Origin of the sequence: Bacillus sp. FSL W7-1346 (genome assembly GCF_038593335.1) — a bacterium.
Classification (GTDB): domain Bacteria; phylum Bacillota; class Bacilli; order Bacillales; family Bacillaceae; genus Bacillus; species Bacillus altitudinis.
In genome coordinates, this window is sequence record NZ_CP151988.1 from 2,349,595 (window position 1) to 2,371,932 (window position 22,338).

Below are 22,338 nucleotides of genomic sequence, written 5' to 3' on the forward strand. Positions count from 1 at the left end.
CTCTTTTCTTTATCTTGAAGGTTTTTGTCCGTAATACGCATGTGTTCCATGTTTTCTCAAATAATGTTTATCTAAAATCACCTGCGGAAGAGGCTCTGCATATTCGTTCAATTGCTTTGCAAACAGGTTCATTTTCGCTACTTCATCTAAAATGACACTGTTCGTTACCGCACTTTTTGCATCTTTTCCCCACGTAAAGGGACCATGACCTTGCAGCAAAATACCAGGAACCGCCATGATATCTATCTGTCTTTTCTCAAACGTTTCAATGATCAGGTGTCCTGTTTCCACCTCATACCCGCGATTCACCTCTTCTTCTGTGAGAAATCGAGCGCACGGAACAGGTCCGTAAAATGTATCTGCATGTGTTGTGCCCATTGCTGGTAAATCAAGTCCAGCTTGCGCCCATACCGTTGCCCACATTGAATGGCTATGTGAAATGCCGCCAATTTCCTCAAAGTGTTTGTAAAGAACAGCATGTGTGGCAGTATCGGAAGAAGGATTAAATTCTCCCTCGACCACTTGACCGTCAAAATCGACCACGACCATGTCTTTTGCTGATAATTTGTCATACGCTATGCCGCTCGGCTTAATGACAAATAGTCCACTGTCACGATCGCACGCACTGACATTGCCCCATGTAAATTTCACAAGTCCGTACTTTGGCAGATCTAGATTCGCTTGAAACACTTCTTCTTTTAACCGCTCTAACATACAGGTGCCGCTCCTTTCTGTGGCGTCAAATGTTCTACTGCTACTTTTTCTATCGGGAGTCCTTCTTGATAGCGCTTTATAAATGCCTCAAAACCTTTAACATCCAGTGGATCAGGATCAATAAGCTCTTCTAATGTATGGGCAAACACTTGATGCTTGAGAAAATGGCTCAGTGTTTGCTGCTGGTGATTGAGCATATACGAAGCAAGGACCGCCATCCCAAACGCACCGCCTTCTCCCGCCGTTGATACGACGGATACAGGTGTCCCAAGTGCAGCAGCGACCATTTTTTGCCCAACTATTGGTGTTTTAAATAAACCGCCATGTCCTAGTAAGCGATCAATCTTGACTTGTTCATGTGCTTTTAAACGATCCATCCCAATTTTCATTGCGCCAAATGCAGAGAAGAGATGCGTCCGAATGAAATTAGCAAGGGTAAACCGGCTTTGAGGAGATCTAACAAAAAGGGGTCTTCCTTCTTTTAGTCTCGTAATATTTTCACCAGAATAATAGCCATAGCTTAAAAGCCCGCCCCCATCATGATCTGCTTCTAAAGCTTGATTTAATAGGGTTTCGTACAATCTTTCTGTTTCAACTGGCTGACCCATTGCTTCAAACGCTTCTCTGAATAGATTCATCCAAGCGTTGAGGTCACTTGTACAATTGTTGGCATGAACCATCGCGACTGGCAGGCCATCTGGTGTCGTGACAAGGTCCACCTCTGGGTACACACCTTTTAGATGATGCTCTAACACAATCATGGCAAACACAGATGTCCCAACTGAAATATTCCCTGTCCTCTTTTCCACACTGTTTGTTGCGACCATTCCTGTTCCTGCATCACCCTCTGGCGGGCAAAAAGGGATACCTGGCTGCAACTGTTTACCTTGGTCTAAAATCGCTGCTCCAGCTGCTGTTAACACACCAGCTTCTTCGCCTGCTAAATAGATGCGCGGCAAAAGATGACGAAGCTTCCACGGATAGCCTTTTTCTGCAATCAATGCTTCAAATTGATGAAGCATCACTTCGTTGTAATCCTTCGTTTTTTCATCAATGGGGAACATTCCCGACGCATCGCCAATTCCGATGGCCTGCTTCCCTGTTAACAGCCAGTGAATGTAGCCTGACAAAGTGGTCACATACTCTAACCGGGACAGATGTTTTTCCTCTCCTAATATCGCTTGATATAAGTGAGCGATGCTCCATCTTTCTGGAATATGAAATTGGAATACATCTGTTAGCTTTTGACTCGCCTCGGTCGTTGTTCCATTCCGCCACGTTCGAAACGGGACGAGGAGTTCTCCTGTATGATGACAGGCGACATAGCCATGCATCATCGCAGATATCCCGATGGAGCCAATGGTTTGAATCGTCACCCCATACAATTGCGCTGCCTGTTCTTTCATCTGACGGTACGCCACTTGAAGACCTGTAATGATCTCAATTAAATTGTACGTCCATATTCCTTCTTGAAGAGAACTTTCCCATTCAAATGCACCTTGCGCAATTGGCTGAAACTCTTCATCTATTAAAATCGCTTTAATTCGTGTGGAACCAAATTCAATGCCCAAAGATGTCCGTCCTTCTCTAATGGCTTTGGCCGTCTTTTCACGATTCATTTTGTTCACCTCCAAGATGATAGCGGTTTCAAATATCTTTTTCATTTGATTCATCTTTACCTGTGCACAAAAACAATATAATATTTGTACGTACATATGTCAATAATAAATATAGTTGTGCATACACAATTAGACAAAAACTTTCATATTCTCTAAGGAACAGACGATAGACACTGTAAGCGCCTGTTTTTGATTAAGCAACCATGTTAGAATATGTCCATACAAGTTCTTCTCAACCCGAGTAGAGGATCAACTGTGAAAGAAGTGAAACGATGAAAAAGAAGTACCAGATCATTATGGATGATATAAAAAGCAAAATACTGACAGGGGATTACCGGATCGGGGAGCGTATTCCAACCGAATCAAGCTTACAAGAGATGTATCAAGTAAGCCGGCATACGGTGCGAAAAGCCATCTTGGAATTATCGAGTGAAGGTTTTTTACGAAGCGAAAAAGGCTCAGGCACATTTGTCACCAATCAATATCAAACAAAACCTGCTGGACATGCTCATATGAAAACGATTGGCGTCATCACCACATACATATCCGATTACATTTTCCCGTCGATCATTCGGGGCATCGAAAGCCGATTAAATGAAGAGAACTATTCTTTGTTACTGGCGAGTACAAATAACGATGTGGAGCAAGAGAAAAAAGCGCTTGAAATGATGCTGTCCTTTGGTGTGGACGGATTAATTGTCGAACCGACAAAAAGCAACTTATATAATCCAAACATTTCGTACTACCTATCCTTTAAAGAGCAGGATGTCCCGCTTATTATGATCAATGCCTACTATGAGCAGTTAGAAGTTCCCTTCCTTTGTTTGGATGATGTAAAGTCCAGCTATTTAGCGACAAAGGAGCTGATCACCTCTGGACATCAGCACATTGGACTGATTTCAAAAACAGATGATTTACAAGGAAAATATCGAATGAAAGGCTATATTCAGGCACTCGGTGAAGCGAAGCTCAATTTCCTACCAGAACATGTCCTTTTTTTCGATACAGAATCGAAGCAGTATTTAGGGGATCATATCAAAACCTTTTTACAAGCGCACCAGCATGAGCTAACCGCCCTTGTTTGCTATAACGATGAAGTCGGGTTAGAAGTAGCAAATGTATGTAGTGAAATAGGTTTATCTATTCCAGATGATCTTTCCATTATTGGACAGGATAACTCGTATATTGCCCAAAAAAATGCCCATGTGAAACTGACAACGCTGACACACCCTCAAGAGCAAATGGGACGAGATGCGGCAGACTGGATGATTAAAAAAGTACAAGGGAAAAAGAATCTCCCTGATCAAACATTTTATGAGCCTGAACTCGTTCCTGGTGAAACGATTAAAGCGCTGAACGCAAGAAAAAATGAGCCCTCTTCATAGAAGGCTCATTTGACTTTAGGCTCTTGTTCAAGCATATTCATCACATCATAGGCAATTCGGTCGGGAGAATCTTGCGTGATACGATTGCGATAGTTAGACAAGACGACTACTCCTGTTTTTGAATGCGGGCGGAAGCCCATGAAGCTGGAGAAACCAGAAGTTGCCCCATTATGGCAAATCAACCCCGTATCATCTATGACCCACCCGAGTCCCATTGACATGTTTTTCCCTATCTTTACCTTTGGTTCGTGGGTCATTTTCCATGGAGAAGCGGCGTCTGCACTCATGTGTGCAGAGAGAAATGAAAGCAAATCAGTGATCGTCGACCGAATCGCACCAGCCCCTTGGTAGTCTAGCATCTGAAGCGGAGGAACCTCTTTTCCATTCTCTTGATGACCGAGGATCATCTTCTCTTTGACGTCCTCCTTGATCGTAATAAAGGTGTTCGATAGTTTCAGCTCATCCACGATATATTCAGTCAGCAACTCTTCATATGTTTTGTGAAGAGACCATCCCATGATCAACCCGAGGAGTCCCATCCCTACATTGGAGTAACGAGATGGGTATTCTTTTCGCTCATTCCATTTTTTCGAGTGTAACAGTTTCATTAATTCATCAAGGGAGTATTGACAGTACATATCTCTTCTCACTTTTGGAAGGAACCTTAGTTGTAAATCTCTGAGAAAACGATATGAAGGAAGTCCAGACGTATGGATTGCCAGCTGTTCTATTTGAATGGGGTGATTCTTTCTTATTTCAGGACAATACAGTGAAATGGAATCGTCTAGCTTCATCTGCCCTTTTTGAATCATGCTTGCCAATATACTTGTCGTAAAGACTTTTGAAATAGAGCCGATTTCAAAAATGACCTCCTCAGGCTGGACGCGCTGCCGTATGGGGTGATCTCCGAAATGAAAAACGTGTCTTTCTCCTTGATGAATCAGTCCGATCACAAGCAGTGCCTGTTTCTTTTTCTCTGTATAAGAAGAGGCAATTCGCTGTACTTCTTGTTTGAGCATCATCAATGGATCATCATCCTTCCCCTTCATTTTGATCTACAATCAATTGATCAAGCTTTGTATAAATGGATGTCAATGTGTTGATCTCTTCGAGGCTTAATTTTGAATAGTATTTTTCAATGATCGCAAGTTCTATCTTTCTCATATTCTCCAAGTACGTCTTTGCCTTTTCAGAAAGTTCAACGTGCAATTCCCGACGATTTTGCGGGTTGATGCTGCGGCGAACCCATTCTTTTTTTTCAAGCGTGTTTAACAACTGGCTCACAGCGCTTTGGGTGATGCCTAGTTGCTGAGCAATTTGAATAGGTGAGCTTCCCCCTTTTCGCTCTACGAAATCAAGGACAATGTGCTGCTTATCAGTTAACTCATCTACAAATAACTCTTCAAACTCTAATCGGAGCTTTTGATGGATGCGCGCTTCGATTTGGTTTAATTCTTGAATCATCGTTGTTTTGGATGTCACTGTCATCACCTTCATAATTAAGATAACTTAAGTATAAAGGTGTATTAATTATTAATCAACAAAAATCCCTATCTTTTATCAAAGATAGGGAAAATGCCGATTATAATTCTTCTTTTGGCGAGGGCACTGCACATACGCCATCTGCACATGCTTCTTCAAATGAAGCATCAGCCGCTTTCTCCGTTTGCGCTGCCTCTTCTGTCCAAGCCGTTTCAAGTGCACGAAGGAACGTATCTGCTGGCTGTGCACCAGCAACCGAATATTGATCATTGATCAAGAAAAAAGGCACAGCAGAAATCCCGAGCTGTCTTGCTTCTTTTTCGTCTTCTCGCACATCGTCTGCAAATTCTTGCCCGTCTAGAACCTTTTGTACTTCGTTCTGATCAAGGCCTGCTTTTTCTGCGATATCTAAAAGGGTTTGACGATCACCAACATGCTTTCCATCTGTAAAATACGCTTGAAACAGCTCTCCAATGACGAGATCGCCTTTTCCCATTTTTCCAGCATATTGAGCGAGCTGGTGGGCATCAAAGGTGTTTGTTAAAACGAGTTGATTGAATTGAAAATCGATTCCTTTCTCCTTGCCCGCCTGTTTCACCTGTTCATTCATCGCGATGGCCCGGCTGCGGCTCATGCCATATTTTTTGACAAGCATATCATGCACATCATAATCCACTGCAACAGGTGCATTCGGATCAAGCTCAAAGCTTTTAAACTCTACTTCTACCTGTTCTTTATGAGGGAATTGCTCAAGCGCTGTTTCCAACTGTTTTTTTCCTATATAACAAAAAGGACAGGCGATATCTGACCAAATTTGCACTTTCATCTTCATCTTCCTTCCACTGCTTACGTTTTTTCTTTCAAGATGTAACTATTATAGTTACATCCATTCCTTTATGTCAAGTGGTCCTTCTTTTTAAGTTTCATGTATTAAAAAAACCTTTCCTTCAAAAAAGGAAAGGTTTTCATCACGGCTATTCTAAGTTCGCATGGTGACCGTACATTTTATGGGTGTCGAGCTCTTTCAATTCCATCAATCTCAAGATGACCGCATCGTACATAAGAAGCAAAGTTTGCTCAAATAATGAGCCCATCGGCTGAATCGTATGATGGTTTCCTTCATGTTGATCCTTTGGCGCACCTGACAGTAAGATGACTTCATCCGATAGATCAGCTATAGGTGACTCAGCTGAAAGTGTGAACGACGCCACGCTTCCGCCAATCGCCCTTGCCTTTTTCGCGAGCACAAGCAGCGTCTCTGTTCGGCCAGAACCACTCCCTACAATCAATAAATCCTCAGATGTAAAAGCAGGCGTATTCGTTTCACCGATCACATAAGCTTCGAGACCAATATGCGTGAGTCTCATCGCAAACGATTTTCCCATCAAACCAGACCTGCCAGCCCCTGCGACGAAGACCTTTCGAGCCGCTAAAATGCTTTTGACAAGCTGCTCTCCTTGTTCGTCTTGAATCGCGGGCGAGTGCTCAGAAAGCTCGCTTAGAATCGCTCTCACATAGTCACTTGTTTTCATGATTGTGCAATCAACTGCTTCATTTGCGCAGCCACTTCTGCTTTATTGTCTTGAGCCGCAATGCCGCCGCCGACAATAATCAAATCTGGATTTAATTTGACGACTTCAGGCAATGTATCAAGCTTAATACCACCTGCAATCGCTGTTTTCGCCTGTTTGACCACTTGTTTAATGGTCATGAGGTCCGCAAATGAGTTTTGACCAACCGCTTGCAGGTCATAGCCTGTGTGCACGCAAATATAATCTACCCCAAGCTCATCCAGCTCTTTCGCACGGCCGGCGATATCTTTGATCCCAATCATATCGACTAAAATTTGTTTCCCTCTTGCTTTTGCTTCTTTTACCGCTCCTTGAATGGACATATCTTCTGCCGCCGCAAGAATGGTGACGATATCCGCTCCAGCTTCAGATGCCTGCTGCACTTCATAACCGGCAGCATCCATAATTTTAAGATCCGCCAGTACACGTAAATTCGGAAACGCCTGTTTGACTTCTTTTACAGCACGAAGCCCTTCGTTGATCACAACAGGTGTTCCAATTTCGACTACATCGATCGATCCTTCTACTTCTTTGATCAGCTCAATCGCTTCTGGTATATTCACTAAATCTAATGCTAATTGTAATTTCATGAACGTTCACTCCCGTTTTTTCATCTCATCTTCAAGAGCTCTGTGAATAGGGCTTCTTGAACGATGAAATGAGTATAACAACAGGATGGAAGCAATCCAAGTACGCACTTTTTTTTTACATACTATACTTTTTCGCATATGGTTACAAAAAAGACACTGTCTTTTCGACCAGTATCTAAACGTACTGACAAATCCTCGCATTCGGTGTCAAGTCTGTGTTGTGATGCCACTCCAGTACTCGTCCTTCCTAAACTGCAAAGGTTTTCAAGTCACGCTGAAAAGAAAACAAAGAGCTAAAATAAAATGATTTTAGCTCTTTGTCTACATCTATCGTCTTTCTATTTATCATCCTTTAAAAAATTGCTGTCGAGATATTGTTTGCCCCAATCATACATCGCCTCTAAAATCGGCATTAAGCTTTCTCCGAGTTCCGTGAGAGAATACTCAACCTTTGGCGGAACGACGGGATAAACCTCCCGGTGCACAATGTGATCTTCCTCTAATTCTCTTAGCTGATTGACAAGCATTCTTTGCGTAATCCCAGGCATTAACGACTTTAACTCACCAAACCGTTTTGTCCCTTCTCTGCCAAGGTGCCATAAGATCAACATTTTCCACTTCCCGCCGATAATATTCAGCGTCAGCTCTTTTTCGCAATTGAACACTTTATTTTCCATACGTGATGACAACGACATACACTCCTTTGATCTCAAACCACTTTATCATATACTGCGGCAAAATGGATTGCCCTAGCATACAGTCTTTGTTATTGATTTTGTTTTTTGACGAAAGCCATCACAGCCTTTGTCATCTCTTGCGCTTCTTTTGGCGCTCTGTCAGATCCAAACCATTTATTTAAATCACTGTGGCTCAGCGAATGAACCCGAAAGACAAACTTAGAACCTTTATCATGATTCAGTTTTTCTGCAAATCGGTACACCTCAGGATTTTCCCATCCTGTGACCAAATAAACAGGCGGTACATTCGTTTGATTCATATAAGTGACCGGTGATGCCTTTGTCCAATTCTCCTCTTGTTTGCCAAAGACTTTTTTGTACGATGGGATAGCTTGTATAAATTGATTGAGGTTTAACGGTCCGTCTAGAACAACAATGGAATTGATCGTTTTTGGCGACAGCCCCACACGTTTCAAGTAGGTCGAATCTGTGGCAACCAGCGCCGTCAAATGACCGCCCGCTGAGTGACCCATGACATTGATTTTTGACGAATCGATTTGATATTCATCTGCATGATCCTTCACCCACTTAATAGAATTCGCCGTATCATCTGCCATCTGCTCGTAGTTGGCATCAGGGTGAAGCCTGTAATTCATTGAAACAAACACATACCCTTGACCGGTAAAATAATCAGCCTTTGAAGCGACTCTATTCTTATCGCCGCCCGTCCAGCCGCCGCCATGGAGATAAATCATAACTGGATGCTTCTTCTTTTTGTCTTCATCTTTTCCATTTGGCATATACATATCGAGTGTTTGCTGTTTGTTTTGTGTGTCTGCATAATGGATGTTCGTCGTCGGCTTAGGCTGGTTGAAACGGAACACAAAGAATGCGCATACCAATAAGCCAGCGATGACTGCCGCAAATAAAAGCCACTTCATCATTCGATTCAATGTCATTGCACCTTTCTATGTTGGGATGGAAAAGCATCATTCGCACATATGTAGAGAGACTAGCCCGATTCATTTGAAACGACTTGTATGACTTGAATCGTTTCACAATAAAAAGAAAAATACTGTTCTTCATAATCTTCGACAAAGTAATTCAAATATTCCCAGCCTCTATCCAAAAGTTGAATGTTCAAAAAAAGAGAGGAATCGTTTGTTAACTCCAAATCTTTGATTTGAACAGAAGAGACGTTGGTAAATTTCAGATGAATGTCTGCTTTATGGGTTGCAGATTCGTATGGGATGTGTAGATGAATACAGTTGATCAAGTCGTAATGTTCATTATACTCTTTAAAGTAGTGAAATTCATTGATTTGCTTTAGATGGTTGATATCGAAATCAGGGATTTGTTTCTGGATTTTTTCATTTAAAAACCATGTCATCGTTTGTCCTCCAAGAGGTTATTGTATAAATGCAATGATTCGTTTTCTTGTTTCTTCATGGTACTGGATATAGGAATGTAATAAAGGATACGATTCAAGGATGTGTTGAAACGATTTGATTTGAGGGTATTGCTCTTCAAATGACTGACGCAGCACGTTTAACTGTTTTTTCGGTATTCGTTTATGATCGACCACATAACTTAAGCTGCCTGCAACAAGTGAAAAAAACATATAAAAATCATCTGAGTACATACCGGTTTCTTCTTCAAAAGAGATGATTTCATCTGGATAAGCAGAATCTAATAAGTATTGATAACGTTGTTTTACATCATCGAATAAACCTTGTTTATCACGGCTGATTCTCATGGATTTTTCCCCAATCTCTCATTGTTTTTAATTCTTATTTAGACGCTAATGAGATCTTCCTATACACTGCAAATAAATTCTTGTGAATCGAAACATATGTTTTTCGATTCTATTGCGGGTAACATCCCATTGATGTTAAATAGAAAATTTGCATTTGAATCAAATTCTTCAAGAAGTACATTTTTAAGGTTCCCTATCCCATTAGGATGGTAACTACATTCAAAAATTTGCCAATTCATCTCTTCTTGTATCAATTCTTCAAATCTATCATTACCTTCACCCCCATTATAATAAAGACTCGCCACATTCATAAATCGCAATTCATGATACCGAGCATCATTTATTTCACTTATACTAATGTTTATGACTAGTTCTTTACGAAAAAAATCAAATGAGAATGCCAGTACCTCACAGACACCATCTAAATAATCGATCCATTTCTCAATACTGCTAAACATCTCATTCACTCCCCAAAAAATTAGTATAATTTCGAATCAGTTCTTTTCTAAAATCATCAGGAAGTTTTTGATTCGGAAATACAACTGAAATCCAGCCTAATACAATCTCATCTAAAATTCTCCACGTTTTTAACAATTGTTTATTCATTTGTTCTAATTGAAGAATCGCTAGTACTCCTATCTCATAACCTCTATCGCCATAAATGATCCATTTTGCAGAAGGGGAAACCCATATCACACGTGAAGCAATATCCATTATGCTATTATTTACACTCTCTATCGGATAATCCGTTAAGAGATCGAGGTAATCACTTGGAGTAAGGTTTAACGGTACTTTCACCCAAGGATAATAACCAAAATCATGATAATAATCATCCATGCTCTTCTGCTCATCTAATACAGCCATGAGTATATAGTCATCATGATGATTCAAAGCTAAACCTTTTAACATTTCCCAACCATCATCTGATAACAACCAATGGAATTCTTCGAATAAATAATGAGGGGTTTTCGTTTTCAACACTTGATCAGGGAATGTCTTCGTACTGTGAATGAGCGAATGAACAAACGATAGAACATGTTCAAATTCTTTTGGATCGGATATAAACAAATGTTTCACTTTATGCTCCTTTCATATCTTCGGGTAAGTCTATCATCAGTCATTAATAATCCATTTCACCGCTTGTAACATGACGCATAATGAGAGAGCATTTGAGTGTAATAATCATTGAATGTTTTTTGATCCTTCAATAATCCTTCAAACCAATTTGCTAAAACAGGGTGATCCATTGGTTTCCACCCTTCTTTTAATAACCTATTTTTCACAGAATCTTTTGTTGATACCATTCCTATGATACAAATTTCCATATCTCTATCTGCCCAAATCGCCCACTGCAAAGAATGAGCTAACCAGACAACTATATTCGAATTCGTGATTATATTATCCGCTATGGAACCTTTTGGGTGCATCCATAGTGCATTTACATAATCCTCACCTGAAATGTTCACACTCGCTTTCAGCCAATGATAATAACCAAATTCCTTCAAATAATAATCAATTGGATCTGGTTGAAGGACTGCAGTCAAAAATTCTCTATCTTGTGTAACAGTTGATAACTCTTTTATGGTTGGTAAAATATCATCACTCAATGCCCAATCAAACTCTTGAAACAAAAAACAATCAAATGTCTTACGAAAAACTTGTTGTGGCAGCTCTTTATTTGTGTCAAACACATGATCTACTAAATTCTGATAGAATTTGAATTCTTTTTCTGAACGAATAAATAAGTCTTCAAGCCGTTTCAAACAACTACCTCCACTCTTGTCGAACTAGTAGTTTTTTAATTCTTCCTCTATATCTTCTTTTAATGACTGTTTTTTCCCATTGGTCGATCGCACAATAAGCGGCATGTTCCTCTGTCGGCCAAAAATGAAGCTGCGGTACACGATGTTCATCCTCTGACATCACCCACCCCTTCTCGTTTCTTAATGACCAAACCTCTTCAAAATCAACAATCTTTTTGATGAAATAGTCATAACGCTTTTTCGCAGGTAATTGGACGGTGGTTTCTAATTCTTTCGGATGCATGGACATTGCGTCACTCCTTTTATTTATAAATGGGCTTAATCATAAGAATTTAGCAAGCTCATATATAGGAACTATTTGTATTCTTCTAACCAGTCATTCAAATCCTCTACAGGATGTAAGTAAGAATTAGGTGAATCTTTCAAATCAATGCCACTTAAAAGAATCAGCATATCCCAAACTTGATCATCGTCTATTTCTGGATCGTCTGCAGAAACGTAAATTTCAGCCCAATCAGACACTTGTTCTCTTGTGATCGTCCCCTTTAAGACATTTCGGATTTTATTTAAACAGTCTAGCATTTTGGGTTCAGCCATTTATTACACCATTCCTTTCTCAAAACTCATTTTACGCTGTAAACTGCCTATATTTCATATTTAATAATATCCTCCATTGACATACCTTTAAAATATAATGAAAGAATGCTTATAATAGTGTATTCGCCAAGCATACCAATCGGGTTAAATATCATTTTAGCCGTTTTGGGGTCAGCAACCTCTAAGTCCATAACAGGTGCATTGTGACCTTCTTTCCCCTTGCTTACGTAATAATTTCCATCTCGGTATTCCACGAATTTCAGATTTTGAAGATCCTCTTCTTTTATAAAATCTTGATTTATTTTTGTGATGACTTTCCATGAACCATCTAAAAAGCCTGTCAGACCTGTATTTGCAACAAATAGTCCATTCTCTTTTTTCATCAATTGTTTTAACTCATTTTTTTCTATTCTTTCATCAACAAACAAATCATAGTATTGGATTAAAATATCATCATATTGATTTTTCCCCTCACCCGAAATGATCAAAGCATAGCTCAATTTCCCAACTTCTTTTAATGGGAGTTCAAATATAGCTCCTGGTTCTACTTTACTTAAAGTTTTTACTTTTTTAGTTGTTATTTTAATATCCGTTACTTCTTTGTCGTTTAAATCATCAAAATAGTGACTACCTCCATTGTTTAAAGCCATCATAATTGTCAAAAGCATCTCATCAATCGTTGGCTTTCTCTTCAAATGTTCCTCAGTCATTTCATAGAATTGTTCAATCGCTTCTTCAAAAATATCTAATCCATCATCACCAATTATGATGTTCTTTTTCTTATGTACTTCTTCCCAAAAGCCCATTTAGAATACCCCCTTTATATATTGTGTTCTTTAGGTTATTCTCACACGATAAACGTATACTTGTATAAACTGTTTTATTTGCACGTTTGAAAAGTGCCACTTCATGATCCGTTAACCACTTAAGCTCTCTCATATGATAGGAAATTTCTTCTAAGTAAGTATCGGTTTTAGCAATTAATTTTTTATCTAAGATATTTCTTTTATTGTCTTCAACTACAAGATAAAGAGTAAACTGTTTTAAATCTAATTCGATAAGTGGGTAAGCTTTTCTTTTTTTATCGGGACTTAGTTTTGTTCTCCCTTTAATCTCCGCTTTATATTCCTTCTCCTTCATTTTCTTAAATGTTGCTTTGACTAGCTGACTGTCCCAATTCTTCAGTTCACAAAGATAGAGTATCGCTTTTTCCAAAGTATCTGCTAAGATCTTTTTCTTATTTGTTGCATTTTCAAATTCACTGTAACGGAAGGGTACTTCCAGCTCGTACGTATTTTTTATAAATAAGATGTCTGGTTCATCTTTTGAAGTACTAATTAATTTGTAGTCTTTAAAAGGCCCACATATCAAAACAATAGCCTCACAATCTTTCGTTTGAAATTTCTTTTCTAATTCGTATAAAAACATTTCAGTCATACAAAGGGATTGGCTGGCTAAGTTCCCACGATCTTCATCTGACATTAATTGTATATTTTTGAAATGCACTCCTTATAAGCCTCCTAATAAGATTTTATTCATCATGGCTTTGAATGGTTTGCTCATTCTTTTTCCTTTACTTGCTTTCTTTACTACAAATGCTCTACTTTATCTTGTTCCCATCAAAGCACCTTTTCTCTCCCTTTTAGACCGGTTGAAAAAATCCTAGCTGCGTAGGATTTGAAGAATTTCTGTTGCTTCTTTATACAATTCATCAATTAATGGTATAATCATTCCCCGCAAATCTGATTCATTTTCAAATGCTATTAAATATCCTTTTTTGCTCACGAGATTATTCGATACACAAATCCAAATATCAAGATGGTCTATACAATAGCCTTGATCACCTTCTTCACCATCATGAAACTCTTCGCCATTTAGATAATCTACTGAAAAATATATGGATGAATGATATCCTGCTGTAAAACAATCTGAGACTTGAATTTCTCTCCCTCTATATTTTTTTCCATATACGAATCGTCCAAATTCAGCATTGATCGTTAAACCTAAATCTTTAAATTTTGCGTGTTTTTCTTTCACTAGATTCAGTGCGATATTTGTTATTTCTTTTTCGATATCTGCGATAGATTCTTTGGTCATCGTGTTTAATTTAACTTTCTTCAACTTTTCCTCCAGTATAAAACCCTCCCTAATTCCTAGAGAGGGTTTTAAATTTAATACTAAAAGTAATTCATGACATTCTTGCTGCTACATTAATTTACTTCTATAAAGCTTATTTCCTACCAAAATATAGAGATATTCTCCAACTACTTTGTAAGTAGGATCACACTGTGAGGGATCAATTCCATCTAAAAATAATTTCATAATAAACGTTTCATCGTCAACTATTTTAAAAGCATACTGTTTATTTTCCATATTATTAAATAACAAGATTTGACTCTCAGAAACATATAGTTGGTCACAGTACCTGTATTCTTTTCTATCTAGGTGGTACATTTTCTTTTTTTGACATGACTGATTTTCAGGGTTTAAATCGTAAGAAAAAGCTGAAATAACAATTGTTTGCTCTTCTTCATAGCTAGTGTATAGTTCTGAACCTAGAGTTTGTATTGAAGAGCATTCATACATTATCCCTTTAAATTCTTCCTCAAATAACATTTCTCCTATAATTAAGTTAATACAGTAAATTCCTTTACCCTTAGGATTTAATTCATCAAATATCCCCTCTTCTGACATACCAATCCATAATAATCCGTTTTCATCCAGATGAAATGTATTAACACCTAGTAAAAATGAACATATTTCTACCATATTATTTTGTTTTAAATCTAAAAAATTTATTTTACATATATAATCTTGTTCAAACACAATGACAATGGTATCGTTTATTTCTTGTATTAAATAAATATAGCTATCAGAATCAAGTTCATTTAATGATTTATTCATTATAATAATATGATCCTTGACTACTTGAAGTATTAGTTGATCATCAATAAGAAATACCTTATATATTTTCTCATCTCTTCCAACATTAAAATAAATTAGATCTTCTTTTGGAAAATCAATTACTTTCTCTGTAGTTATTTTACTTATCAATAATCTCAACTCCTAATATGGAAAGCTTGTTCTTAAAGTACCATCTTTTTGGACTACCACTCTAACTCTCTTTGTTTTTTTTCCTTTCCCATTGACACCAACATATTTTTTATAAGTTTTCTCATAAACTGTTGAGCCAGGTTTATTCCCAGCTCTAGCCTTTCCCGTCTTCAAGGTATCCCGTGTAGTTCTTTTTAATGTTTTATTACTTCTAAATTTCCCCTTATTTTTCTTTTTAGATTTTGCAGAGTGACCTGATTTGATATGGTCCCAATCAACACTCTTTACTTTTCGTTTCCCACTGCTTTTCGCAAAATTATAAGCCCTTTTCGCTCCCTTTAATTTTCCACCACCCAAAAATCCTGATACGGTTGCAGCCGCTACACCTTTCCAATCTTTCCCTGATTTATGTGCTTTGTATCCATCATATACCGCAAATCCTGCATTGACAACAAACCATACCCAATGGCCGTCTGGGTCTACATTCATGACTGGGTTGTTGTTTCCATAGGTATATCCGTTTTGATCTAGTGCATCTCCATCGCTTCCTGGGTCTGGGTCAAGTGATAGGAATACGCCGTTTCTCGGTTCATAGTAGCGGGCGATTAAATAGTAAAGTCCTGTTTCTTCGTCGAAGCGGTAACCAGCATAGCGATATGGGTTTCCTTTTACTTCTTCATCTTCTTTTACCTTTGTTGGAACGCCCCATGTATCGTATTCGTACTCAGCAACGATTTTTCCTGCACTATTTGTGATGGCCATGACATCACCGTGTGCATTGTAGTGATAGAAATATTTGTTTCCATTTTGCGTGAATGCAAGGAGTTGTCCACTCTCACCGTATGTGTATGCTTTTGTGACTTCGTTGTCTCCATCTGTTTCGTATAAAACATTCAGGCTGTCGCCGTCATAAAAGTAATTGGTGACTTTTCCATTCACTGTTTTTTGAATTCTATATCCACGCTCATCATATTTGTAAGTGACAAATGGCTTGTCTTCGCCTTTTTTCTTGATGGCCGTTATGTTATCTTCTGCATCCCATTCATAAAGGAATTGTCCGTCAGACGTTCGGTTGCCATTTTTGTCATAAGTTAAAGTCTCATCATTTACTTTTGTCAGTTGGTTCATGATGTTGAATGATGCGTTGATTGTTTTTTTAGTGCCATTTTTTTCAGTCGTGACGGTTTTTCTGTTTCCAAACCCGTCATATGTGTATCCAATGACCGTGCCATCTGGATAAGTTTCTTTTATCAATTGATCTAATTTTCCATATTCATAACGAATCTTTTCGTTGCTTCCTTGATCAACCGTTATTCTGTTTCCACTTTGATCATATTCGTAAGCTTCGTTTAGGATCGTTGCCCCTTGGCTTGTTCCAATGTGCAAATCATTAATTAAATTGCGCTCATCATAAGCAAAACTAGCACCACTGCCGTTACCTGTAATAAAGGACTGAACATTTCCATTTTCATCATAATCAAACGAATACGTAGAACTCGAATCCTTCATCTGCGTCATTTGATCAAGCTTATTGTAACTGAATTGGTTCGTTCCTTTTTGATTTCCGTGTGTCCACTCAAAGGATTTCAGTTTATCTGAATTGGCTGGATACGTCCAAGTTTGGCTGCTGCCACGCTCTGTTAACTTTGTGATGCGGTTTTGTTGGTCGAACGTTCTGTTTTTGGTTGTGTTTTGTTCTTTGTTAACAACCGTTGTTTCGTTTCCGTTTTTATCATAGCTAAAGTGATATTTTTCTGTCCCATTGTATGATTTTGATTTCACTCGGTCTGTTCCATCATACGTGAGAGACACTTCATGTCCATTAGCAGAAATGGTTTTGATTAAGTTGCTATTCGCATCATATTCACTTTTTAACACATTTCCTAAAGGATCAATGGTTTTCGTCAATTTGCCCATCAGGTCATATTCAAATTGATACGTCTGATCTGAATCAGCACGAATGGTTTTCGACCGTTCATTGCCCTCTTTATCGTAGGTTCTCACAATGGATGTCCCGTTAGATAAAGTGATTTTCTTCAGCTGGTCTGCCTGGTCGTATTCGAATGTTGTTTTTTCGCCTTTCGCATCTGTTTCTGAAAGCTTTTTGCCCGTTTCGTCGTAGGCAGATTGAGATGAGTAACCAAGCTCATCCTCTTCTTTAACAGCATAGTTCCCTTTCTCGTCGTAAGTAGTTTTCGTTAACAGACTACCTTCTACTAGACGGATATCATCAAACCAAACCGTTCCAATCGCGCTTTTTTGGAAAACAATCTGAACGTCGACTTTTTTCAATGGTTTTGTTTTTGGTATGACAACCGCCGCTCGGTTCCATTCTTGTGTACCGGTTGGGAATTTTGCATTAAACGTTCCTGTTGTGCCGTCTGTATACGTGACGGACGCTTGAAGTGAGTAATCATTTTCATTTGAGGCTTTGACATCTTCAGACTTAGACATCCCAGTCAAGGTGACATACACAGATTGATCATTCGCACTTTGTTCAATCGGGACAGATTGTTTATAGATGACATTCGCTTGAGATGAAGATGTTCTGGTCATTTTTAACGAAACGTCATCGTTAAAGCCTTCTTCATTATCTAATGAACCACCTGACCCACTCCAGCTTGTTGTTTTATCCGTAAAGGAATTATTTTTGACTGGATTATAACTTGATGAAACTTCGCCTTTTTCCAGCTGAATCTCATCGAACCAGGCTTTTCCTTTTCCAGCCTTATCTCGATGATCCACTTCCATATAGATCACAGCTTTACCTGCATGAGATGGCGTCGTAAACGTGACTTGGCGTTTTGTCCAATCGTTTTTGCCTGATAATGTGCTGTAACCGTTGCTGATCCATTGAATTCGTTTGTTGTTTGTATCTCTTAAATCGATGTTAAAAAATGCTCTTGCTTTTGTTAGCTCTGTCTTTATTTTCCCACTAAGTGTATACGTCGTATTTGGCTCTAGTGTCACTTCTTGAGTAGCAGAAGAATAGCCAAGTTCAGTTCCTTCAGTGGTCGACTGTGAACTGACCTCTAATACTCTGCCGCCAGATAACGGACCACTTTTCCCAGCTGTTTGCGCTAATTTCCCTTCATCCTTAGATGCTGTAAGCTTCCAGCCAGTTAGCGTATCTTCAAAACTGCCATTTTTCAATATACTCGCACCTGCAGCAAGTTCTTTACTCGTTTGTACCAAATTCCCGTACGAGTCATAAATGCTGGCTGAAGACATATTTCCACTTTGATCCGTTTCAGATACAGCATCTAATCCATCGTAGGCGATATCTGTAATATCTCCTTCTGTATCTTTCACTTTAGTAACATCATTGTTTTTGTTATACTCGTAGGTTTCTGTCCCGTAAGCATCTTTCGCCAGAATGACGTTGCCATTTTTGTCATACGAATAGCTTTCTGTAGCTTTTCCTTTTTCTACATCATTCGGATCCGCTTCTTCAACGATTTGATTTCCTTCATATTTGGTTTTGGTCGTAATCTTCAAACCTTCCGCATCATCTACAACTTGAATTGGATTGGCTGCTTCGTTATACGTATACTGTATTTTTCGACCATTTGGCTGCGTCAGCATGAGTGTCTTTTTAGACATATCATATGCATACTCAAAGGTTTCTTTTTTTGCATTGATCGCTTTGACTAAACGGTGATTTTCATATTGGTATTCTGTAAAAACAGGCTGATCTTCTGTGCTGTTTTGAGAGAATTGTTTAATCAATTTTCCTTCTTTGTCGTATTCATATGAGATACTCGTTCCATCTGAATCAATGACTTTTACTAGTAAGCCTGCATCATACTCAAATGAAAGTTTTTTCCCTTTTGGTCCTTGAACCGAGGTGATATGACCATCTTCATCATATTCCATCGTTATTTTTCGGCCAGATGCATCTTCCATTGATATGAGCTGATTGTTTTCGTTATATTTGTATGTCGTTGTATTTTTATGTCCATCTACAATCTTGGTGATTTTCCCACCGTTTTTACTAAAGTGCGCAAAGGTTTGATCCTTCGTTTTTAACATGTATTCATCTTTTGATTCCGTTAATTCAAGGAAAATACCTGTTGGTGGTTGATACGTACCATCTGCTTTTTTTGTAAAAATATGAGTTGTGGCATCCTCATCAAGATAGATGGCACCTTCTTTTGTTGGCGTGATACTAGTTTCTACATCTGCGTACCACCCTTGTCCAAACAGGTGGTCAGCAGCATCTAAACTGTTGTAAGTTCGACCAATTCCAAGTCCTGGTCCTCTTCCATCAATCGACATTTCTTGTTCACTGACAATCACATTACCAGTTGCACCATTCAGCTGGCCGTCTGGTATATCAATAATCGACCAGTAATCCTCTGTCCCAAGGAATTCGGCACCTTCATGGAATGTCGGGTTAAAGGCAGGTGTCGGAATGGTTTCTCCATTTGCATCGTAGGCGGAAAGAGTAAAGGAGTAGTTCTTGCGTCCTTTATAATTTCCATTCGCATTTTCATATACTGGTGAAGGGTCTAGCGCTAATTCCCCGCCCTTACCATCTGTATGAAGCACATATTTCCCACTTGTAACTTCAGTAGGAGTCGGCCAAATATTCTTATTTTGTGTTGTCCAATGATCGACATCACCAACATCAAATGATTGATATGCCTTACCATTATAGATGTTAATTTTATATCCTTTTGCATTTTTTACTTTGTCCCAATGTAAATTGATATAACCTGTTTGGCTCTCTTTCGTATTCGTATAAGCATATCCAGATAAAGCTTTTGGTCTAGATAGATCAGGTAAAGTTGGTCCAGATGGCGGTGAAGCAATAGCTTCTCCATCTTTATTGTAGGCAATCACTCTGAAGGAATAATGTTTTTGAGCCGCATCTCCTCCAGCATTTTTATAAGTCGCACCAGGATGAATTGGAAGCTCAGCCCCTTTTCCATCTTGGAGGTGCAATGCAAATTTACCTGCTTTAATTTCAGCAGCTGTTGGCCATACTTTTTTTCCTTTTGTTGACCATGATGTTTGATTACCGAGATCCAATGTCTCATAGCTTTTCCCATTAAACATTTGTATTTTATAACCGGTCGCACCGGAAACTGAAGTCCAAGAAAGATCAAAGTAACCTGTTGCGTTATTATTATTAAATCCTTTTGTACTAGGTGCTTTCGCTCTAGCCACATTCGGCACGACAGGTTTTACTTTTGCTGACATTGCGCCTTCACCTTGGTCAAAAATCGCACTTACAGCTACCCAATAATTTTTGCTTGTCGCATAATTACCACCTGAGGTTTTGTAAACCGGGGAAGGATCAACTGCTAATTCTGTCCCCCCTTTTCCATCTAAATGAAGTTTATATTTCTTAGCTGCAATCTCACTTGCTGTCGGCCAAATATTCTTTCCTTTTGTACTCCATGATGCTACATTTCCAACTGAAATGGCTTCATATTCTTTTCCGTTGTATAGCCACACTTTGTAACCTTTTGCGCCAGACACCTTTTTCCAACTTAAGTTTAAGTAACCTGTCCCATTTCCATTACTAAAACCTTTTACAGTTGGTGCATTTGCTTGTGGAATCGTATACGTGACTTCAATGACTGGTTTATTGGTAGAGTTTGTTGATGAGATTATTTTTTTCCAATGGTCTTGTCCATTTCCATTAGCATGTAATTTAAAGCCATAGTTAGCTGTTCCGCTATTCCAAGCTTTGATGGTCGATGTCACATCATAACTCGCCCATTGTCCTTTATATACGTTGGCCTTACCGATGTTTTTAGAACTTGGTTTATTGTTCCATGTTAGCTTTGTATGATCATAGTTGGCATTCACTGTATCAAGCCAAAGACCAGTTGCTTTCGTCCCGTAATATGAATGAGCAACATACGTTTTGAGCGTCGCTTTTGTTACATTCATATTTTGAATCGGTTTGAATGAATTAAACTTCATGAACGCGTAGTTTGTACCAGTTGTTTTATCATAATAACCGGTTTTCAGGACATAACTTTTCAGATTAGCATCCCATTTTTGCGTAGATGTTGAATAGTTTGTTGTTGGGTATGCACTCATAATGAATGTGTCTGATGAAACAGATAAAGAAGTCGATGGATCGATAGACACAGGATAAACTCGTTCAGGATCCTTAAGCCATTTCTCATCAGCAGTTACACGAAGTAAATAGCCATCATCTTCTTTTTGCAATTCAAAGCTCACATCTTCTGATCGAGCCACTTCGCCTGACTTTTCATCTAGATTTGAATCGGTCATAAACGGTTTTGGAACTTGAAAAATGGTCTGTTTTTTCTGATCAAAGAATCTAATAGAACCATCTTCCTCAATTTCTCCAGTTAGATCTGTCTTTATTTTAAATGTAAAAGAATTGTAGCCATCATATCGTTTGAGTACAATATCTTCTTTGATATTTTCATTAAAAGTAAATGATCGTAAATCAATATGTGGAAATACCTCTTCGTATGTAAGTTCGTTGGTGTTTTCTTTAAATTGTGCAGAGGTATCTTTGGAACGAATTTCTGATTTGTTTGTTCCTGAAGCTTTTAAAATTGAAAATTCAATTTGATGCTTCTTGTGTTCGAATGTAGCATAAAGCCCTTGCTTCATTTGTTTTTGAAAGGTTGAATCTAACCTTGCATTTTCCGTTTCTATTTCTTTTTTCGAAGTTGCTTTTAACTCTGGAGAGATGTCCTCCCACTCAGCATCTGGTGACTCTTTTATATGAATGGGGTCAGGATATACTTCTTGCGTAAATACTCCCTCTCCTTCATAGAAAAGTTTGCTATTGGCTGTTCTTTCCGAAAGAACTTCTCCGTCTTTACCAATTTCAGCTTCATCAATCCCTGCTATTTCAAGGGTTTTTGAATCGTCTGTTTCTGGCATGCTGTTATGACTTGATTTTGTATTTTCTACATGTTCTTCTGCAAAAATGTCAGAAGGTAACATTGATATAAGCATCACAAAGGCCAGAAGCGCTGCAATATTTCTTCTCCAATTTACTTTTCTTTTTAGGTTCATATTAATCTCCTTATCATATATTTGTAACATTTGTAACAATACGTCATATATCATAATATATTTAAGATAACGTTTCAATATTTTTCTAAAAATATATCATCCTTTCAAACTAA

At 38.5% G+C, this 22,338-nt stretch carries 22 protein-coding genes; 1 reads left to right on the forward strand and 21 read right to left on the reverse strand.

The features are described from left to right. Positions 1–9: 9 nt before the first annotated feature. The gene (locus NST09_RS12155) at positions 10–714 is read right to left on the reverse strand and encodes an L-ribulose-5-phosphate 4-epimerase (protein WP_017358058.1); all 705 of its coding nucleotides are present in this window, start codon (positions 712–714) and stop codon (positions 10–12) included. After that, positions 708–2,333, reverse strand: coding sequence for an FGGY-family carbohydrate kinase (locus NST09_RS12160; RefSeq protein WP_060832454.1), 1,626 nt, complete (start codon positions 2,331–2,333; stop codon positions 708–710). Before NST09_RS12160 ends, NST09_RS12155 begins: the two co-directional genes overlap by 7 nt. Before the next feature lie 272 nt (positions 2,334–2,605). Between NST09_RS12160 and NST09_RS12165 the strand changes: the two genes are divergently transcribed. Further along, entirely contained in the window at positions 2,606–3,718 is a 1,113-nt protein-coding gene (locus NST09_RS12165) for a GntR family transcriptional regulator (protein ID WP_046344054.1), read from the forward strand. Between the two features lie 5 nt (positions 3,719–3,723). Here NST09_RS12165 and NST09_RS12170 read toward each other — a convergent pair whose 3' ends face one another. The 19 genes from NST09_RS12170 to NST09_RS12260 all read right to left on the reverse strand — a co-directional run bounded on the left by NST09_RS12170 (position 3,724) and on the right by NST09_RS12260 (position 22,225). After that, positions 3,724–4,740 carry a serine hydrolase gene (locus tag NST09_RS12170; protein ID WP_172793372.1) on the reverse strand — a complete coding sequence of 339 codons (1,017 nt, stop codon included), beginning with the start codon at positions 4,738–4,740 and terminating at the stop codon, positions 3,724–3,726. Between the two features lie 10 nt (positions 4,741–4,750). Next, on the reverse strand, positions 4,751–5,206 hold the full coding sequence (locus NST09_RS12175; RefSeq protein WP_202394234.1) for a MarR family transcriptional regulator: 456 nt from the start codon (positions 5,204–5,206) through the stop codon (positions 4,751–4,753). A gap of 94 nt (positions 5,207–5,300) precedes the next feature. Continuing rightward, on the reverse strand, positions 5,301–6,026 hold the full coding sequence (locus NST09_RS12180) for a DsbA family oxidoreductase (protein ID WP_342493034.1): 726 nt from the start codon (positions 6,024–6,026) through the stop codon (positions 5,301–5,303). Between the two features lie 148 nt (positions 6,027–6,174). Then, positions 6,175–6,732, reverse strand: coding sequence for a 6-phospho-3-hexuloisomerase (gene hxlB / locus NST09_RS12185; protein ID WP_148780067.1), 558 nt, complete (start codon positions 6,730–6,732; stop codon positions 6,175–6,177). Continuing rightward, positions 6,729–7,361 (reverse strand): 3-hexulose-6-phosphate synthase, encoded by a 633-nt coding sequence (gene hxlA / locus NST09_RS12190; protein ID WP_017367666.1) that lies wholly within the window; start codon positions 7,359–7,361, stop codon positions 6,729–6,731. Before hxlA ends, hxlB begins: the two co-directional genes overlap by 4 nt. Positions 7,362–7,699: 338 nt before the next feature. Then, entirely contained in the window at positions 7,700–8,038 is a 339-nt protein-coding gene (locus tag NST09_RS12195; protein ID WP_034646559.1) for a winged helix-turn-helix transcriptional regulator, read from the reverse strand. An 89-nt stretch (positions 8,039–8,127) separates the two neighbouring features. Beyond that, positions 8,128–8,997 (reverse strand): alpha/beta hydrolase, encoded by an 870-nt coding sequence (locus tag NST09_RS12200; RefSeq protein WP_342493035.1) that lies wholly within the window; start codon positions 8,995–8,997, stop codon positions 8,128–8,130. Positions 8,998–9,050: 53 nt separating this feature from the next. Beyond that, positions 9,051–9,428, reverse strand: coding sequence for a hypothetical protein (locus tag NST09_RS12205; RefSeq protein ID WP_217815959.1), 378 nt, complete (start codon positions 9,426–9,428; stop codon positions 9,051–9,053). An 18-nt stretch (positions 9,429–9,446) separates the two neighbouring features. Then, positions 9,447–9,794 carry a YxiJ family protein gene (locus NST09_RS12210; RefSeq protein WP_217815960.1) on the reverse strand — a complete coding sequence of 116 codons (348 nt, stop codon included), beginning with the start codon at positions 9,792–9,794 and terminating at the stop codon, positions 9,447–9,449. Between the two features lie 59 nt (positions 9,795–9,853). Next, the gene (locus tag NST09_RS12215) at positions 9,854–10,252 is read right to left on the reverse strand and encodes a hypothetical protein (protein ID WP_342493036.1); all 399 of its coding nucleotides are present in this window, start codon (positions 10,250–10,252) and stop codon (positions 9,854–9,856) included. Between the two features lies 1 nt (position 10,253). Beyond that, positions 10,254–10,871: a hypothetical protein gene (locus tag NST09_RS12220; protein ID WP_342493037.1), complete on the reverse strand. Its 618-nt coding sequence runs from the start codon at positions 10,869–10,871 to the stop codon at positions 10,254–10,256. A 56-nt stretch (positions 10,872–10,927) separates the two neighbouring features. Then, the gene (locus tag NST09_RS12225; protein WP_342493038.1) at positions 10,928–11,557 is read right to left on the reverse strand and encodes a hypothetical protein; all 630 of its coding nucleotides are present in this window, start codon (positions 11,555–11,557) and stop codon (positions 10,928–10,930) included. A 4-nt stretch (positions 11,558–11,561) separates the two neighbouring features. Beyond that, positions 11,562–11,846: a DUF2750 domain-containing protein gene (locus NST09_RS12230; RefSeq protein WP_342493039.1), complete on the reverse strand. Its 285-nt coding sequence runs from the start codon at positions 11,844–11,846 to the stop codon at positions 11,562–11,564. A 65-nt stretch (positions 11,847–11,911) separates the two neighbouring features. After that, a complete protein-coding gene (locus NST09_RS12235; RefSeq protein ID WP_035390920.1) occupies positions 11,912–12,154 on the reverse strand; it encodes a DNA-binding protein in 243 nt (80 codons plus the stop codon). Between the two features lie 47 nt (positions 12,155–12,201). Next, positions 12,202–12,960: an Imm26 family immunity protein gene (locus NST09_RS12240; protein WP_342493040.1), complete on the reverse strand. Its 759-nt coding sequence runs from the start codon at positions 12,958–12,960 to the stop codon at positions 12,202–12,204. After that, positions 12,935–13,660, reverse strand: a complete 726-nt coding sequence (locus tag NST09_RS12245; RefSeq protein WP_342493041.1) for a hypothetical protein — start codon at positions 13,658–13,660, stop codon at positions 12,935–12,937. Before NST09_RS12245 ends, NST09_RS12240 begins: the two co-directional genes overlap by 26 nt. A 156-nt stretch (positions 13,661–13,816) precedes the next feature. Further along, positions 13,817–14,275, reverse strand: coding sequence for a hypothetical protein (locus NST09_RS12250; protein WP_342493042.1), 459 nt, complete (start codon positions 14,273–14,275; stop codon positions 13,817–13,819). An 84-nt stretch (positions 14,276–14,359) separates the two neighbouring features. After that, positions 14,360–15,208 carry a hypothetical protein gene (locus tag NST09_RS12255; RefSeq protein ID WP_224558480.1) on the reverse strand — a complete coding sequence of 283 codons (849 nt, stop codon included), beginning with the start codon at positions 15,206–15,208 and terminating at the stop codon, positions 14,360–14,362. 12 nt (positions 15,209–15,220) lie between these two features. Continuing rightward, positions 15,221–22,225 carry a DNRLRE domain-containing protein gene (locus NST09_RS12260; protein ID WP_342493043.1) on the reverse strand — a complete coding sequence of 2,335 codons (7,005 nt, stop codon included), beginning with the start codon at positions 22,223–22,225 and terminating at the stop codon, positions 15,221–15,223. Between the last annotated feature and the right edge of the window lie 113 nt (positions 22,226–22,338).

Bases quoted from the DNA above. Each gene is read 5' to 3' on its own strand.
- NST09_RS12155 (WP_017358058.1), bottom strand. From the start codon at position 714: ATGTTAGAGCGGTTAAAAGAAGAAGTGTTTCAAGCGAATCTAGATCTG.
- NST09_RS12160 (WP_060832454.1), bottom strand. From the start codon at position 2,333: ATGAATCGTGAAAAGACGGCCAAAGCCATTAGAGAAGGACGGACATCT.
- NST09_RS12165 (WP_046344054.1), top strand. From the start codon at position 2,606: ATGAAAAAGAAGTACCAGATCATTATGGATGATATAAAAAGCAAAATA.
- NST09_RS12170 (WP_172793372.1), bottom strand. From the start codon at position 4,740: ATGATGCTCAAACAAGAAGTACAGCGAATTGCCTCTTCTTATACAGAG.
- NST09_RS12175 (WP_202394234.1), bottom strand. From the start codon at position 5,206: ATGACAGTGACATCCAAAACAACGATGATTCAAGAATTAAACCAAATC.
- NST09_RS12180 (WP_342493034.1), bottom strand. From the start codon at position 6,026: ATGAAAGTGCAAATTTGGTCAGATATCGCCTGTCCTTTTTGTTATATA.
- hxlB (WP_148780067.1), bottom strand. From the start codon at position 6,732: ATGAAAACAAGTGACTATGTGAGAGCGATTCTAAGCGAGCTTTCTGAG.
- hxlA (WP_017367666.1), bottom strand. From the start codon at position 7,361: ATGAAATTACAATTAGCATTAGATTTAGTGAATATACCAGAAGCGATT.
- NST09_RS12195 (WP_034646559.1), bottom strand. From the start codon at position 8,038: ATGGAAAATAAAGTGTTCAATTGCGAAAAAGAGCTGACGCTGAATATT.
- NST09_RS12200 (WP_342493035.1), bottom strand. From the start codon at position 8,997: ATGACATTGAATCGAATGATGAAGTGGCTTTTATTTGCGGCAGTCATC.
- NST09_RS12205 (WP_217815959.1), bottom strand. From the start codon at position 9,428: ATGACATGGTTTTTAAATGAAAAAATCCAGAAACAAATCCCTGATTTC.
- NST09_RS12210 (WP_217815960.1), bottom strand. From the start codon at position 9,794: ATGAGAATCAGCCGTGATAAACAAGGTTTATTCGATGATGTAAAACAA.
- NST09_RS12215 (WP_342493036.1), bottom strand. From the start codon at position 10,252: ATGTTTAGCAGTATTGAGAAATGGATCGATTATTTAGATGGTGTCTGT.
- NST09_RS12230 (WP_342493039.1), bottom strand. From the start codon at position 11,846: ATGTCCATGCATCCGAAAGAATTAGAAACCACCGTCCAATTACCTGCG.
- NST09_RS12235 (WP_035390920.1), bottom strand. From the start codon at position 12,154: ATGGCTGAACCCAAAATGCTAGACTGTTTAAATAAAATCCGAAATGTC.
- NST09_RS12240 (WP_342493040.1), bottom strand. From the start codon at position 12,960: ATGGGCTTTTGGGAAGAAGTACATAAGAAAAAGAACATCATAATTGGT.
- NST09_RS12260 (WP_342493043.1), bottom strand. From the start codon at position 22,225: ATGAACCTAAAAAGAAAAGTAAATTGGAGAAGAAATATTGCAGCGCTT.